This window comes from Amycolatopsis sp. NPDC058340, from assembly GCF_042723975.1.
GTDB lineage: Bacteria > Actinomycetota > Actinomycetes > Mycobacteriales > Pseudonocardiaceae > Amycolatopsis.
Window position 1 is genome coordinate 4,801 of record NZ_JBHXIB010000085.1, and the last position, 15,309, is coordinate 20,109.

The window sequence follows — 15,309 nt, forward strand, 5'->3', positions numbered from 1 at the left end:
CCCGTTTGGGCCCCTGGGGGCCCGGTCGGGGGGGGGGGTGGTGGGGGCCTCGGAGGGTTAGAACGACCCTTGCCACTCACGACCCTCACGCAAAGCGCCCAAATCGGGCACAGGGGAGAGTCTTGGTGTCCCTTGTGGACGGTCTAGGGTCGTGACCAGCCCGATCGGCCGGTCCCCGGCACGCGACACGCCACCTTTGCCCTATCCCTCGCATAACCTGGAGCGATGAAGGGTCTGCTCTTGCGGCTGTCCGAGTTGGACGCCGACGCGGAAGCCGCGGTCCGGGTCATCGCCTATTTCGACGAGCTCGTCGCCCGGCAGGCACGCCTCTCCGATCTGGTGCGCGCCACCGCGGCGCTCGCGGGCTGCGTGGCCGGGCTGTGCCGAGACGGCGTCCCGGCGCCAATCCGGTTCGCGCCGGACGGCGAGCCCGCCGCCGAAGCGGTGACAGAACCCGCGTCGGCCGACCTCGGTGAGCCGCCGGGCAAGGTCTGGCTGGAGCGTGCCGGGGTGCCGGGGCCGCTCGACGATCTCGTGCTGGAGCGGTTCGCCATGGCGGCCCGGGTCCTCGGCCGCGCCGAGCCTGAGGGGAACGCGCCGCATCTGGCGGATCCCGCGCTCGTCGAACTGCTGCTGGGCGAGCAAGCGGGGGAGGAGGATCGGGCCAGGGCGCTCCGCCTGCTCGGTCTGGCCACCGGACCGCCGGTCCGGGTCCTGGCCGTCGGTACCGAGGACGGCCGCGATCCCGGTGCGGCCGCCGTCGGGCTGCTGGCGCGAGGCGGTTCGCTGCCCCGGCTGCATGTGGCGACGGTGGGCGAGGTGGCGGCTGTACTGCTGCAACCCCGCGACGACGACGCGATCGTGGACGCGCTGCGCTCCGCCCTCGCCGACCGGGCGAGGGAACGCGATGCCGCCGACGGGGTGCGGGTCGGTGTCGGTGACGCCGTTCCGGGGCTCGCGGCGCGTGACTCGTGGTTGCGGGCCAGGCTGGCGGAGCGGTTCGCCGTCCCCGCCCTCGAGCCGATCGTGGTGCACGGCGACCTCGGTTCGCTCACCCTGCTCGCCGAGGTGCCGGTGGCCCGGCTGCGGGAACAGGAGGACGTGCGGGCACTGGACGCCCTCGCCGCGACGCCGACCGGGGCCGCCGACGTCGCGGCACTGGAAGCGTTCTGCCGCACGGGATCGCTACGGCAGGCGGCCGTCGCGCTGCACCGCCACCACAGTTCGGTGGCGGCACGGCTGGCCCATGTCGAGGACGCGCTGGGCTGGCGGCTGGACGAGCCGGGCGACCGTTTCCGTGCGCGATTCGCCTTGCTGGCCCGCCGCCTGGCGCGGCCTAGACCTCCAGCGCCCGTGCGAGCACGGTGATCGCTTCGGCGACCTCGCGTTTGCTCACCGCGGCGTGCTCCACCGAAGACGAACCGTGGAACGTTCCCGGGAACAGATGCAGCTCGGTGGTGACGCCGGAGGCGAGGAGAGCCTGCGCGTAGGCGATCCCTTCGTCGCGCAGCGGATCGAACTCCATCACGGAAACGTAGGCGGGCGGCAGACCGCTCAGGTCCACCGCTCGCGCGGGCGCCGCGTGGACGGGGACGTCCGCGCCACCGCGAACCCCCTTGCCCAGATAGCAATCCCAGCTGATCTCGGCCCTCGGCCTGTTCCACTGTGGAGTGTCGACGAACGCCCGCATACTCGGCGTCTCCAGCCGGTCGTCCACCTCCGGCACCCCGAGGTACTGGAACGCGATCGCCGGTCCGCCCCGGTCGCGGGCGAGCAGGGCGAGGGCCGCGCAAAGCCCGCCGCCCGCGCTGATGCCGTGGATCGCGATCCGGCCGGGGTCGACGCCGAGCTCGGCCGCGTTCTTCGCGACCCAGGTGAGCGCCGCGTAGCAGTCTTCGAGAGCCGCCGGATACGGAGCCTCCGGTGCGAGCCGGTAGTCGACCGACACCACGACGACGCCGATCTCCCTGGCGAACCGCACGTTGGCCGCGTGGTCGATCTCGAGATCGCCGATGACGAAACCGCCGCCGTGGACGTCGAAGATCGCGGCGGGGGCGGTGATCAGGTCCGGCGTGTAGATCCGCACGCGGACGTCCGGGGCGCCTTCGGGGCCGGGCACCCGCTCCTCGCGGATGGTGACACCCGTTTCGTCCACCACGCCCTGCCGCTCGGCGAACACCGCCTTCAGCTGTTCCCGGGTGGCGGGGAGATCGGTGAGGTCCAGTTTGGGCAACAGCGGGACGGCCGGGCGATCTCCGGGTCGTACGCGTAGGTCATCGGTCGCACTCCTGACTCGGCGGGAGGATCCGCCACCGATGATGGCCGCCCCGGCCGCGGGGAGTCATCCGCCACGCGTCGCCGAAGCGGGCTCCTTCACCCGCCGAACGTGCACCACGCCGAGGTCCTCGGTCGGCACGTCGTGCGTCTCACGCGCGGTGAGCGCGGCCGCGGCGCTGAGGAGGCACACCGCGGCGGTGAAGACGGCGACGCCGAGCCAGTCGTCCTTGCCCGAGCCGATCGCGGCCACCACGCTCGGGGCGAATCCGGCGATGGCGAAGCCGATCTGGGTGCCGATCGCCATCCCCGAAAGCCGGACCTTGGCGCTGAACATCTCGCCGTAGAACGACGGCCACACCCCGTTCACGGCGCTGTAGGCGACGCCGAACAGCAGGATGCCGACGGTGAAGATCAGCGGGTACGAACCGTCCGAAATGGACCACAGGTACGGGAAGATCAGCACCGCGCAGGCGAGACAGCCCGCGACGAACACGGGTTTGCGGCCGATCCGGTCGGAAAGCCCGGCCAGGAAAGGGATCGCGAGCAGCGCGACGACGTTGGCCAGTACGCCGACCCACAGGATCGGCCCGCGCTCGAGTCCGATCGTGTTGACCGCGTAGCTCAGCGCGTACACGGTGAAGATCGTGCTGACCGAGGCGATGGTGGCCGCGACGACGACGCGGAGCACGTCCTTCCAGTGCGCCCGGAAGAGCACGGCGACCGGCAGTTTGGCGACGTCGGACCGGTTCTGTTCGAATACCGGGGTTTCGTCGATCTTGCGCCGGATCACGAAACCGACGACCACCACGACGGCGCTGCACCAGAACGGGATCCGCCAGCCCCAGGTGAGCAACTGGTCCTGGGGGAGCGTGGCGATCGGCAGGAAGACGGCGGTGGCGAGGATCTGCCCGGCCTGGGTGCCGCTGAGGGTGAAGCTCGTGTAGTAGCCGCGCCGGTGGGGCGGCGCGTGTTCCAGTGACATCGAGTTGGCACCCGCCTGCTCGCCGGCGGCCGAAAGCCCTTGCAGCAGACGGAGGATCACCAGCAGGACCGGCGCGAGCACGCCGACGGAGGCATACGTCGGCAGGCAGCCGACCAGGAACGTCGCGACGCCCATCAGCACCAGCGTGAACACCAGGACCTTCTTGCGGCCCAGCCGGTCGCCGACGTGCCCGAGCACGAACGCGCCGACCGGGCGGGCGAGATAGCCGACGCCGAAGGTCGCCAGTGCGAGCAGGGTGCCGGTGGCGGGGGAGGAGGCGGGGAAGAAGACCTTGTTGAACACCAGCGCGGCGGCGGTTCCGTAGATGAAGAAGTCGTAGTACTCCAGGGCGCTGCCGATCCAGGCGGCCGTTGCCGCCTTGCGGGGCATGCCTTGCGTGACAGGGGAGGGAGAGGCCACGTCGACGCTCCAATGTACGATCTAGTTAGTTAATGCAGCGTGCGAGACGGTGCCCGGGTTGTCAAGAGCCGGGATTTCAGGCGGTCAGGTACTCGATCACCAGGTCGCCCAGCATCAGGCGATAGTGGGCGCGGCGCGCCGGGTCGAGCATGTCCCGGCCGAAGATCGCGGAGAAGGTGTGCCGGTTCGCGAGGCGGAACACGCAGAACGAGCTGATCACCATGTGCACGTCGAGAGCGTCGACGTCCTCGCGGAACCGGCCGGCCTCGCGGCCGCGGTCGAGGATGCGGGAGAGGACGTCGAGAGCGGGATTCGCCATGCCGGACAAGGCTTCCGAGCGGGCGATGTGCTCGCCGTGATGGATGTTCTCGATGCTCACGAGGCGGATGAAATCCGGGTTCGCCTCGTGGTGGTCGAAGGTGAGCTCGGCGAGCTGGCGGATCGCGTCCTCGGGTTCGAGGTGGTCGACGTCCAGATCCTGTTCGAGCCCGCGGATGGTCGCGTACGCCCGTTCGAGCGCGGCGACGTAGAGCTGCTCCTTGCCGCCGAAGTAGTAGTAGATCATCCGCTTCGTGGTGCTCGTGCGAGCGGCGATCTCGTCCACCCTCGCGCCGGCGTACCCCTTGTCGGCGAACTCCCTGGTGGCCACCGCGAGGATTTCGGCGCGGGTGCGTTCCTTGTCGCGCTGGCGCTCGACCTCGGACGACGGTGCGGCCACCTGACTCCCTCCGAACCGCTGGTGGAAGGCCTCACTGTAGCGCAGCCCTTCTCGCGCTGGCCGGTCCGCGCTACAGTGAACTCACTAGTTCGTACATTAACGGAGGATCTTGGTGAGCAGCTACCTGATCGGCCTGGTCGGCATCGGCATCGGGCCGTCGCTGAGCCCGGCGCTGCACGAACGGGAAGCCGACGAACTCGGGCTGCGCTACCTCTACCGGCGCCTCGACCTCGACGTGCTGAGGCTGCCGATCGGTGAGGTGCTGGCCGCCGCCCGGACCGCGGGCTTCGACGGTCTCAACATCACGCATCCGGTGAAACAACAGGTGTTGCCGTATCTCGACGAGGTCGCGCCCGACGCCGCGGCGCTCGGCGCGGTGAACACGGCGGTGTTCCGCGAAGGGCTCGCGACCGGGCACAACACGGACGCGACCGGTTTCGCCCGCAACCTCACCCGGGGGCTGCCGGACGCCGACATGGACACCGTCGTCCTCCTCGGCGCGGGCGGGGCGGGTGCGGCGGTGGCCCACGCCCTGCTCTCCCTGGGCACTGGACGGCTGATCGTCCACGACGTCGACGCCGCGCGAGCCGGAACCCTGGTCTCCGCGCTGCGACGGCGTTTCGGCGACGGCCGGGCCCTTTCCGGTTCCCTTGACGACGTCCGGGGCGCCGACGGTCTCGTCCACGCCACGCCGACCGGGATGGCCGCGTACCCGGGGTCGCCGGTTCCCGCGGAATCGCTGCGCCCGGGGATGTGGGTGGCCGACATCGTGTACCGGCCGCTGGAGACGACCCTGCTCAGGCAGGCGCGCGAGCGAGGATGCCGGACGCTGCACGGCGGCGGGATGGTGGTGTTCCAAGCGGCGGACTCGTTCCGGCTGTTCACCGGCGCGGAACCGGACGCCGACCGGATGCTCCGGCATTTCGAAGCGCTGGAAGGGAAACCCGCCCATGCCCGGTGACACCGCCATCGCGACCGTCTGCCTTTCCGGCACGCTCGAAGACAAACTTGCCGCGGCCGCCGCGGCGGGTTTCCACGGTGTCGAGATCTTCGAGAACGACCTGATCGCGTCACGGCGATCTCCGGCGGAGATCCGGGCGCTCTGCGCCGATCTCGGGTTGACGATCGACCTCTATCAGCCGTTCCGCGATTTCGAGGCGGTGCCGCCGGACGTGCTCCGCTCGAACCTCCGCCGGGCGCGGCGGAAGTTCGACCTCATGGCCGAACTCGGGACGGACACCGTCCTGGTCTGTTCGTCGGTCTCGCCGGACGCCGTCGACGACGACGATCTCGCCGCCGGGCAGCTGCACGAGCTGGCTTCGCTGGCCGCGTCGCGCGGGATCCGCGTGGCCTACGAAGCGCTCGCGTGGGGCCGGTTCGTGAACACCTACGAGCACGCGTGGCGTATCGTGCGGCGGGCCGATCACCCGGCTTTGGGGGTCTGTCTCGACAGTTTCCACATCCTGTCCCGGCGCAGCGACCCGCGCGCGATCCGGACGATCCCGGGGGAGAAGATCTTCTTCCTGCAACTGGCCGACGCTCCCTTGCTGGACATGGACGTGCTGCACTGGAGCAGGCACCACCGGCTCTTCCCCGGACAAGGCGCGTTCGATCTGACCGCGTTCACCGGGCACGTGCTGGCGGCCGGCTATCGAGGCCCGCTTTCGCTGGAGGTCTTCAACGACGTCTTCCGGCAGGCGGATCCGCGGCCGGCCGCCGTCGACGCCATGCGATCGCTGGTGGCGTTACGGGAATCCGTTGGCGCCCTTGAGGTTCCCGAGGCGCCGCGGCTGGACGGGTCCGCCTTCGCGGAACTCGCCGTTCCGGGGACTGTGCTCGCGGACCTCGGTTTCGCACACGTCGGAACACATCGCTCGAAGCCGGTCCAGCTGTGGCAACAGGGATCGGCGCGGTTGCTGGTGAACGAAGCCGCGGCGGAAGGCACGATCGGCGCCCTCGGCCTGACCAGCGCGAATCCGGCCGGATCGGCGCGGCGGGCGGAGACCCTGCTCGCGCCCGTGCTGCCCCGCGAGCACGGCCCCGGCGAGGCGGACCTCTCCGCCGTCGCCGCGCCGGACGGCACCGAGATCTTCTTCTGTGGCAACGACGGATGGCTTCAGGACTTCGTCCCGACCGGGACGGCTCCGTCCAGGACGGGGATCACCGGTATCGACCACATCGCCTTGACCCAGCCTTTCGACCATTTCGACGAGGCGACGCTGTTCTATCGTTCGGTGCTGGGCCTGCGGCCCGAGCCGGTGTCCGAGTTCGCGGCGCCGTTCGGGCTCGTGCGCAGCCGGGCGGTCGGCGATCGTGACGTCCGGTTGACGCTGGACAGCGCACTGGTGAGACGGGGGGAGTGGGCACCGGCGGTGCCTTCGCCGCAGCACATCGCGTTCGCGTGCGACGACGCGATCGCCGTCGCACGCGCCCTGCGGGAGGCCGGCGCGCCGGTGCTGGAGATCCCCGGGAACTACTACGACGACCTCGAAGCGCGGTTCGATCTGACCTTCGCCGCTGGGCTGCGGGAGAACTCGGTGCTGTACGACCGCGACGAACACGGCGAATTCCTGCACTTCTGCACCGAGCTGGTCGGCTCCCGGGTCTTTTTCGAGGTGGTGCAACGGATCGGCGGCTATCGCGGCTACGGGGTCGTCAACACGCCGGTGTACATGACCGCGCACCGGGAGCGCCGTCTCAGCCTGGCGTCAGCGACCCAGGCGGATCGCTGAGACGAGGAAGAAGATCCCGCCGAGTACGGCGTATCCGGCCAGGTTGAGCAAAGAAGCATCCGGCTGCGCGGCTTGCAGGACGAAAGCGGTGCCGGCGAGGGTCGAGATGGCCCCGCTGGCGATCATCGCCCACTGGCCGCCCAGCCTGCGGCGGCCGAGGCCGACGGCGAGCTGGACGAGGCCCGACGCGATCGCCCAGACACCCCAGACACGCAGCACCGCCGGGATGCCGGACGCGGCGGCGAACACGAGGCCGATCCCGGCGAGCGCGCTGATCGCGATATTGACGTACAGGCCCGGCGCTTTCTCCGACGAGCGAAGGTCGATGACTGCGGCGACGACGTCGAACAGCGGGTACAGCACGAGCAGAGCGACACTGACCGGCCCGAGCTCCGACGCACTCGTGAACAGCAGGGCCGCCCACACGAGGGCGAAGCCGAAACGGACGAAGTACAAGCGCCGGAGGACGGGCGCGAGGGTGGCGGTGCTGCTCACAAGAGCTCCCTGAGATAGGTGAGGAGAACGTTCGGTCTACCTGGACTCTGGCAGTGGCGTGCGGTGCCGTCAAGACCGAACGTTCTATCCCGTAAGCTGGTCGTAATGTCCAAAGGTCAAGCGTCCGAAGCGCGCACAAGGCTGCTCACCACGGCGACGAGGCTCTTCTACACGGAGGGCATTCACGCTGTGGGCATCGATCGGATCGTGGCCGAGGCGAAGGTGACCCGCGCGACCCTCTACCGGCACTTCCCGGGCAAGGACGATCTGATCGTCTACTACCTGCGGGAAGCCGACCAGGCGATCCGTGGCCGGATCGAGGCCATCGTCGCCGAGGGCGCGGCGGCGCCCGACACGCTGCGGGCGATCGCCGCGAACATCACGGAGGGCATCCGGTCACCCGGCTTCCGCGGTTGCGCCTTCCTCAACGCCGCGTCGGAGTATCCGGACCCGGCCCACCCCGTGCACAAAGCCGTTCTCGCCCACCGCGTTTGGTTCGCGGGGGTGATCGCCGACGTGCTGACCCACCTGGGGAGCGCGCGGGCCGAACTCGCCGCCCGGCGCTTCGTCCTGCTGCGGGACGGCGCGATGGCCACCGGTTGCCTGACCGACCCGGCGCCGATCTGTGAAACCTTCCTTGAGGGAGTCGAAGACCTGCTGCGGCTTCACGTCACCTCGTGAGTGGCAAGGACGGTTCTAACCGTCCTTGCCACTCACGAGACTTGACCCATCGAGTCCGCTAGCTCGGCGGCTGCTGTGCCGGAGGGTTGGGCTGCGGCGTCGGCGGCTGCTGCTGTGTCGGCGGCTGCTGTGGCTGGGCGACCGGGTAGCCCGGCTGCGCGGGCATCGGGTAGCTGGCTTGCGGCACGAAACCCTGCTGTTGCCGGGAAAAACGGCCGCTCTTGACGACCGCGATCGCGACCAGCAGCCAGGAGAGCAGCGAGGCGAAGTCGAACACGAGGGCGACCGCCAGGTAGATCGTACGGATGCCGTCGATGCTCAGGCCGCCGGATTCGCTCCAGTCCGGCACGTTCAACGCCACGAACTGCCACACGATGGCCAGTACCGTCGTGGCGAGCATGATCGCGAAAGCGGCCACCATCAGGCCGGAGACGCCACGAGCACGTCCTTTGACCGAGACGATCAGCCCGAGCAGGCCCACCGCGAGCTGCAGTACCAGTGGGATGGTCTCGATGCTCGCGAACGCAAAGGGTGACATGTCTGCCTTCCAGCTCTCCGCCGGAGATCGGGACGTCCGGCGCCGGGACGATCCTATGCGGTGACAACGCTTGGTGTCGTGGGGTTCGGCTCAGAACCCGATGGGCAGTCCCGCGTAGTTCTCCGCGAGCCCGGCACGGCCCGCCTCGCTCCGCGCGAGCCACCGAAGCTGCGAAAGCTGCAGCTGCCGGTCGAACGGGTCGTCCGAGCGGTGCAGCATCGTCGTCATCCACCACGAGAAATGCGTACACCGCCAGACCCGGCGCAACGCGGTGTCGGAGTAGGCGTCGGCGAGCCTGAAGTCCTTGTCCCGCACCAAAGCGGCCAGCGCGGGGGCGAGGAGGGCGACGTCGGCGACGGCGAGGTTGAGGCCCTTGGCGCCGGTGGGCGGCACGATATGGGCGGCGTCGCCGGCGAGGAAGAGGCGGCCGTGCCGCATGGGCTGCTGCACGAAACTGCGCATGGGCAGCACGCTCTTGTCGGTGATCGGTCCCGGCGTCAGCGTCCAGCCGTCCTGGCCGTGGCCGAGCCGGGTCGCGAGCGCCTCCCAGATCCGCTCGTCGGACCACGTGCCGATGTCGGTTCCGTTGGGCACCTGGAGGTACAGCCTGCTGACGGTGGCCGAGCGCATCGAATGCATGGCGAAACCGTCGGGATGCCACGCGTAGATGAGCTCGTCGGTCGACGGGGCGACGTCGGCGAGGACGCCGAGCCACGAATACGGATACGTGCGTTCCCAAGTCTGCTTCGCGGTGTCGGGGATCGCGGTGCGGCAAGGCCCGAAGGAGCCGTCACAGCCGACGACGACGTCGGCGTCCAGCCGCTGTTGTACGCCGTCCGCGTCGGTGAAGGTGACGTACGGCCGATCGGTCTCGATGTCGTGCACGGCGGTGCCGGTGGCCTCGTAGTGGATCTGCTGCCCGGCCGCCGCACGCGCCTTGCCGAGATCCTTCGTCACCTCGGTCTGGCCGTAGACGGTGACGCTTCGCCCGACCAGGTCCACGAAGTCGAGATGGTGCCTTTCCTCCGGCCACTGCAGGTAGATCCCGCGGTGCTCGTCGCCCTCCCGGTCGAGCCGGTCGCCGAGACCGGTCTCGCGGAGAAGGTCCACTGTGGACTGTTCGAGGATGCCTGCCCGGATCCGCGCCTCGACGTAGTCGCGCGAGCGGGTCTCCACGAGTACCGATTCGACCCCCGCCAGATCGAGCAGATGCGACAGGAGGAGTCCGGCCGGGCCGGCGCCGACGATGGCGACTGGGGTACGCATGACCGGAGTCTGGTCGCGGAGCGGCCGAAGTCCTAGTGCTCGCTTCCACTCAGTGAAACCCGCAGGCTCCGGCCGATCCCGGCCGCCGCGACCTGTAGCGCGGAGACCAGCCGGGCCTTGCCGCGGCTTAGATCCGGGACGACCAGGCCGAGTGCCGCGACGACCTCGCCATCCGACGGGCGGACCGGGACGGCCACCGAGCAGGCGCCCCGGCTCATCTCCTCGACGGTCTGCGCGTAACCCTCCCGGCGGACGCGTCGCAACTGTTCGCGCAGGCGCCCGGGCTGGGTGACGGTATACGGCGTGACGCGGGTCAGTGAGGAGAGCACCTGCCGCTGGACGTCCTCCGGCGCCCAGGCCAGCAGGACCTTCCCGACCCCGGTGGCGTGCAGCGGCAGCCGTCCGCCGATCCGGCTGACGACCGGCACGGACGCGTTCCCGGACAGCCGGTCGAGATAGAGCACCTGGTCCCCGTCCCGCTCGGCGAGGTGCACGGTCGCGCCGGTGGCGGCGTAGAGATCCTGGAGGAACGGAGCGGCGACCTGGCGTAGTTCGAACTGGACGGGGGCGAGCAGCCCGAGGTCCCACAGCCGCCTGCCGACGACGTAGCGATCTTCCCGTCGTTCCAGCGCGTCCAGGCCCACGAGTTCGCGAGCGAGGCGGTGCGTGGTGGGCAGCGGCAGGCCGGCACGGCTCGCGAGTTCGGTCAGCGAAAGCTCACGATGGTCGACGTCGAAGGCGCCGAGCAGCGCGAACGCCCGCGAGACGACACCGGCGCCGGGTGTGGACAGATTGCCGGGCATTCGCTCATGTTCTCACTGAGTGGAAGTCAGGGCGAGCCCGAGCCACAGACCGGCGACGGCGAGCACGATGGACGCCGGAACGGTCAGCAGCCCGAGCCGGGTGAACTCGCCCAGATCGGGCCGGGTGTCGTGCCGGTGCAGGATCCGCCGCCACAACAACGTGGCCAGCGAGCCGACGTAGGTGAGGTTCGGGCCGAGGTTGACCCCGATCAGCACGGCCAGCACCACCGGCGTCCCGCCCGCGGTGGCCAGCGGCAGCAGCACGAGCACCGCGGGCAGGTTGTTGATCAGGTTGGCGAGTACGGCCGCGACCGCGGCGGCGCCGAGCAGGGCGGGGAACGAGGTCGACGCCGGCACCAGGTGGCCGAGCGCCTCGTCGAGTCCATTGTCGACCACGGCGCGGACCACGATCGCCAGCGCGAGCACGAAAGCGACGAAGGGGATGCTCGCCGAGCGGACGATCGCGGCGGGGGAGGTCCGCCGCCGCACGAGGGCGCGGCAGGCCAGGACGGCGGCGCCGGCGAACGCGGCCCACGCGGGACTGACGTCCACCAGTGACGTGATCACGAAGCCCGCCAGCGTCAGGCCGAGCACGACCAGGACGAACGCCGGGACCTTCCCGGCCGCGACCACCTTCCCGCCCCGCGGCCGGGCCGCCAGGTCGACGGCGAAGAACCGGCGGAACACCACGTATTCGGTGAGTACCGCCGCGAGCCAGGGCAAGGTCATCAGCGCGGTGAACCGCAGGAACGAGATCCCGGTCGCGGCGACGGCGAGCAGATTGGTCAGATTGGACACCGGCAGCAGCAACGAGGCCGAGTTCGCCAGATGCGTGCAGGCGTAGGCGTGCGGTTTGGCCCGCGCGCCCATCCGCGCGGCGGTGGCGAACACGACGGGGGTCAGCAGGACGACGGTGGCGTCCAGGCTGAGCACCACGGTGACCGCCGCCGCGACCGCGAACACCGCGGGCAGCAGCCGTCGCGGCTTTCCCCGGCTGAACCGCGCCATGAGTGTCCCCGCAGCTTGGAAGAGCCCTTCGTCGTCGCACAGTTTGGCCAGGACGAGGACCGCGGCGAGGAAGCCGACGACGGGAGCGAGCCTGGTGACCTCGTCGAGGGCGTCGGGGAACGAGATCGCCCCGGCCACCAGCACGATCGCGGCGGCGGGGACGGCGGCGACCGCCTCCGGGAGGCCGCGTGGCCGGATCACCGCGAAGGCCAGGACGATCAGCAGGAGCGCGATGGACATCGTCTCGCCGGGAATGCCGGTCAGCGCGAACCTCCTCGGTGTGGAGCCGACTCCGGCAATCTAGGCTGGGGCCGGTGCGTGAGACGAACTGGGCGGGTAATCGGACCTTCACCGCGGAACGGATCCTCCGCCCGCGCGACCTCGGCGAGGTTCAGGAAGCGGTCTCCCGGGCGGCCGCGGTCAAGGCTCTGGGCAGCAGGCACTGTTTCAACGACATCGCGGACTGTCCGGGTGGTGTCCTGCTCGACCTGTCCGCGCTCGCCACGGAGGTCGTCCTCGACGCGGAGTCGGCGACGGTCACGGTGCCCGCGGCGGCCCGCTACGGCGACATCGCCGTCCAGGTGCACGCGGCCGGGTTCGCGCTGGCCAACCTCGCTTCGCTGCCTCATTGCACCGTGGCGGGCACGGTGGCGACGGCGACCCACGGTTCCGGGCGGCGGAACCAGAGCCTCGCGTCGGCCGTGTCCGGTTTGGAGCTCGTCACCGCCGACGGTGAGGTGAAGACGTACTCCCGGCACGACGGGGTCGTGGTCGCGCTCGGCGCGCTGGGTGTGGTGACGCGCCTGACCCTCGACCTGGTGCCGTCCTTCGACCTCCGCCAAGACGTGTTCGACGGCTTGCCCTGGGAGTCGGTGTACGAGCACTTCGACGAGATCCAGGACGCGGGTTACAGCGTCAGCCTGTTCACGAACTGGGCCCGCGACGAGGTCGACCAGGTCTGGGTGAAAGGCCCGGGGCGGCCGGGCGCGGACTTCTTCGGCGCGAAGGCGGCGGACGGGCCGCGGCATCCGGCCCACGCGGCGGGTATCCCTGCGGACAACTGCACGCGGCAGCTCGGGGTGGCCGGCCCGTGGCACGAACGGATCCCGCATTTCCGCCTGGATTTCACGCCCAGTATCGGGAACGAGCTCCAGACCGAGTACTTCGTGCCCGTCCGGCACGCGGTCGTGGCGATGGAGGCGATGCGCGCCATCGGTGACCGCTTGGCGCCTCTCCTGCTCACCTCGGAGATCCGGACGGTCGCCGGGGACGAGCTGTGGCTCAGCCCGTTCCACGGCGGCGACCGGGTTGCGCTGCACTTCACCTGGCTGCCGGACGAGGGCGCGGTCCGGGCGCTGCTGCCCGTCATGGAGGACCGGCTGGCGCCGTTCGACGTCCGTCCGCATTGGGGCAAGCTCTTCCACCGGGCGGCGGATTACCCGAAGCTGGCGGATTTCCGGGCGCTGGCAACCGAACTGGACCCGGACGGCAAGTTCCGGAGCCCGTTCGTCCGGCGGCACGTGTTCGGGGAGCGCTAGTCCGACTGCGACCAAGCCGCGACGGGCAGGGAGAGATACACGCCGACGTCGTCGATCCCGGTCGCGGACTCGATGCTCGTGCGCAGCAGGTCCACCCGTTCCTGGCGGTTGTCCGCGCGGCTGGGGAACCATTTCGATCGGACCTCGACCAGGAGGTCGAGCCCGAAGCGGTCGAACGGTCCCGGCGCGCGGAAGCGCAGTTCCACGTCGCCAGGCTGGAGGTCGCCGTCGTAGGGCTCCTCGGGGCATTCCACCGCGAGCGACACGAGATGCGGCAGGACCGAGCCGAGTTCGCGCAGTTTGGCTTCGGGAAGGTGGGGCGCGTAGGTGATTTCCACGAGTGGCACGGACGACAGCCTAGGGCAGGCGAAAACTGCTATCGTGGCGATAGTTGCTTGCTCGCACGGGAAGATCCCCGGCTGCTGCACCGGAGCCGCACGTTTCTCCCGAGGAGCTTCCATGTCTCTTCCCCTCGCCCGTCGGATGGACGGCGTCACCAGTTCCCCCGTGCGCGATCTGCTCGCGCTCACCGCCCGGCCGGGCGTGATCTCGTTCGCCGGCGGTGTTCCCGCGCCGGAACTGTTCGATGTGGACGGCCTCCGCGCCGCCTTCGACCGGGCACTCGCGGACGGCCCCGCCCAGCGCGCCTTGCAGTATTCGCCCACCGAAGGCAATCCGCGGTTGCGTGAGCTGCTCGCGGAGCGGCTGTCCGGCCGCGGGCTTCCGACCACTGTGGACGATCTCCTGATCACCACGGGTTCACAGCAGGGCCTGCAGCTGCTGAGCACCGCGTTGCTCGACCCTGGCGCCACCGTGCTGGTGGAGGAACCCGTGTACCTGTCGGCGCTGCAGTGCTTCCAGCTCGCCGAGGCGCGGATCGTGCCCGTGCCCGGTGACGGGGAAGGGATCGACCCGGTCGCGCTGGACGAGATCGCGGCCAGGGAGCGGCCTTCGCTGCTCTATCTGGTCCCGACGTTCTCGAATCCGTCCGGGCGCACGGTCGGCCCACAGCGACGCCGCGCGCTCGCGGAAGTGATCGCCCGCCACGGGTTCTGGCTCGTCGAGGACGACCCGTATCACGAGCTCCGGTATCGCGGCGAACGCGAGGAACCGCTGTCGGCCCGTCCGGAACTCGCCGGGCGCACGATCTACCTCGGCTCTTTCTCGAAGGTGATCTCCCCGGGGATGCGGCTGGGCTGGTTCCGGGCGCCGGGTGAGCTCCTGCGGCGGGTCGCGATCCTCAAACAGGCGACCGATCTGCACACCTCGACCGTCGACCAGGCGGCGGCGGCCGAGTATCTGGCCGCCGCGGATCTCGACGCGCACGTCCGGCGGCTGTGCGCGACCTATCGCGTGCGCCGGGACGCGATGATGGCCGAACTTCCCGCGATCACCCCGCCCGGAACGACATGGACCGACCCGGACGGCGGGATGTTCGTCTGGGTCACCCTTCCCGGTGGCGCGGACACGGACCGGCTGCTGCCCGAGGCGTTGCGTCACGACGTCGCTTTCGTGCCGGGCTCGGCGTTCCAGGTGGGTGAGCCGGACCGGTCGGCGTTGCGGTTGTCGTTCGCCGCGCACGCGCCGGAGACGATCGCCGAAGGATTGCGACGGCTGGGCAAGGTCTTGTCGCGGTGAGGCCTGCGGTGTGGCGCGGTTTCGCGTGATCGCCGGGACGACACACGTGATCAGACGGACGCCTCGTGTGTCGTCCCTCCAGTCACGCGTGTCGTCCGTCTGATCACGCGAAGGTGCCGGTCCGCTGACGTTGCGAAAGCCACTTTCCCAACCTTCAGCGTTGCGAAAGTGGCTTTCGCGACACGTCACCTTCGTCGTACCCCTCATTAGTGC

General features: G+C 70.0%; 15 protein-coding genes. 6 read left to right on the forward strand and 9 right to left on the reverse strand.

The window, feature by feature from the left end:
- The first annotated feature begins 225 nt into the window (after positions 1-225).
- Positions 226-1,368, forward strand: a complete 1,143-nt coding sequence (locus ACFWIW_RS41005; protein WP_378373421.1) for a PucR family transcriptional regulator — start codon at positions 226-228, stop codon at positions 1,366-1,368.
- Here the strand turns inward: ACFWIW_RS41005 and ACFWIW_RS41010 are convergent.
- The 3 genes from ACFWIW_RS41010 to ACFWIW_RS41020 form a co-directional block, all read right to left on the reverse strand.
- Positions 1,337-2,233, reverse strand: a complete 897-nt coding sequence (locus tag ACFWIW_RS41010; protein WP_378373422.1) for an alpha/beta hydrolase — start codon at positions 2,231-2,233, stop codon at positions 1,337-1,339. The genes ACFWIW_RS41005 and ACFWIW_RS41010 overlap by 32 nt on opposite strands.
- 108 nt (positions 2,234-2,341) lie before the next feature.
- The gene (locus tag ACFWIW_RS41015; RefSeq protein ID WP_378373435.1) at positions 2,342-3,649 is read right to left on the reverse strand and encodes an MFS transporter; all 1,308 of its coding nucleotides are present in this window, start codon (positions 3,647-3,649) and stop codon (positions 2,342-2,344) included.
- Between the two features lie 106 nt (positions 3,650-3,755).
- The gene (locus tag ACFWIW_RS41020) at positions 3,756-4,397 is read right to left on the reverse strand and encodes a TetR/AcrR family transcriptional regulator (RefSeq protein WP_378373423.1); all 642 of its coding nucleotides are present in this window, start codon (positions 4,395-4,397) and stop codon (positions 3,756-3,758) included.
- A 112-nt stretch (positions 4,398-4,509) separates the two neighbouring features.
- Here ACFWIW_RS41020 and ACFWIW_RS41025 point away from each other — a divergent pair, with 112 nt between their 5' ends.
- Both ACFWIW_RS41025 and ACFWIW_RS41030 read left to right on the forward strand, forming a co-directional pair.
- Positions 4,510-5,358, forward strand: a complete 849-nt coding sequence (locus tag ACFWIW_RS41025; protein ID WP_378373424.1) for a shikimate dehydrogenase — start codon at positions 4,510-4,512, stop codon at positions 5,356-5,358.
- Entirely contained in the window at positions 5,348-7,129 is a 1,782-nt protein-coding gene (locus ACFWIW_RS41030; protein ID WP_378373425.1) for a bifunctional sugar phosphate isomerase/epimerase/4-hydroxyphenylpyruvate dioxygenase family protein, read from the forward strand. The genes ACFWIW_RS41025 and ACFWIW_RS41030 overlap by 11 nt, the downstream gene beginning before the upstream one ends.
- Here the strand turns inward: ACFWIW_RS41030 and ACFWIW_RS41035 are convergent.
- On the reverse strand, positions 7,106-7,624 hold the full coding sequence (locus ACFWIW_RS41035) for a hypothetical protein (RefSeq protein WP_378373426.1): 519 nt from the start codon (positions 7,622-7,624) through the stop codon (positions 7,106-7,108). The two genes, ACFWIW_RS41030 and ACFWIW_RS41035, sit on opposite strands and share 24 nt — an antisense overlap.
- Positions 7,625-7,729: 105 nt before the next feature.
- Here ACFWIW_RS41035 and ACFWIW_RS41040 point away from each other — a divergent pair, with 105 nt between their 5' ends.
- Entirely contained in the window at positions 7,730-8,305 is a 576-nt protein-coding gene (locus ACFWIW_RS41040) for a TetR/AcrR family transcriptional regulator (RefSeq protein WP_378373427.1), read from the forward strand.
- Between the two features lie 58 nt (positions 8,306-8,363).
- On the opposite strand, the gene ACFWIW_RS41045 is transcribed toward ACFWIW_RS41040, so the two are convergent.
- From ACFWIW_RS41045 to ACFWIW_RS41060, 4 genes are all read right to left on the reverse strand, one after another.
- Positions 8,364-8,843 carry a hypothetical protein gene (locus tag ACFWIW_RS41045; protein WP_378373428.1) on the reverse strand — a complete coding sequence of 160 codons (480 nt, stop codon included), beginning with the start codon at positions 8,841-8,843 and terminating at the stop codon, positions 8,364-8,366.
- 90 nt (positions 8,844-8,933) lie between these two features.
- Entirely contained in the window at positions 8,934-10,109 is a 1,176-nt protein-coding gene (locus tag ACFWIW_RS41050) for a 4-hydroxybenzoate 3-monooxygenase (protein WP_378373429.1), read from the reverse strand.
- A 32-nt stretch (positions 10,110-10,141) separates the two neighbouring features.
- The gene (locus ACFWIW_RS41055) at positions 10,142-10,912 is read right to left on the reverse strand and encodes an IclR family transcriptional regulator (RefSeq protein ID WP_378373430.1); all 771 of its coding nucleotides are present in this window, start codon (positions 10,910-10,912) and stop codon (positions 10,142-10,144) included.
- Positions 10,913-10,924: 12 nt separating this feature from the next.
- On the reverse strand, positions 10,925-12,160 hold the full coding sequence (locus tag ACFWIW_RS41060; RefSeq protein WP_378373431.1) for an ArsB/NhaD family transporter: 1,236 nt from the start codon (positions 12,158-12,160) through the stop codon (positions 10,925-10,927).
- A gap of 74 nt (positions 12,161-12,234) precedes the next feature.
- Between ACFWIW_RS41060 and ACFWIW_RS41065 the strand changes: the two genes are divergently transcribed.
- Positions 12,235-13,458 carry an FAD-binding protein gene (locus ACFWIW_RS41065; protein ID WP_378373432.1) on the forward strand — a complete coding sequence of 408 codons (1,224 nt, stop codon included), beginning with the start codon at positions 12,235-12,237 and terminating at the stop codon, positions 13,456-13,458.
- Here the strand turns inward: ACFWIW_RS41065 and ACFWIW_RS41070 are convergent.
- Entirely contained in the window at positions 13,455-13,805 is a 351-nt protein-coding gene (locus tag ACFWIW_RS41070; RefSeq protein WP_378373433.1) for a hypothetical protein, read from the reverse strand. The genes ACFWIW_RS41065 and ACFWIW_RS41070 overlap by 4 nt on opposite strands.
- Positions 13,806-13,917: 112 nt before the next feature.
- Here ACFWIW_RS41070 and ACFWIW_RS41075 point away from each other — a divergent pair, with 112 nt between their 5' ends.
- Entirely contained in the window at positions 13,918-15,096 is a 1,179-nt protein-coding gene (locus tag ACFWIW_RS41075; protein ID WP_378373434.1) for a PLP-dependent aminotransferase family protein, read from the forward strand.
- Positions 15,097-15,309: the final 213 nt, after the last annotated feature.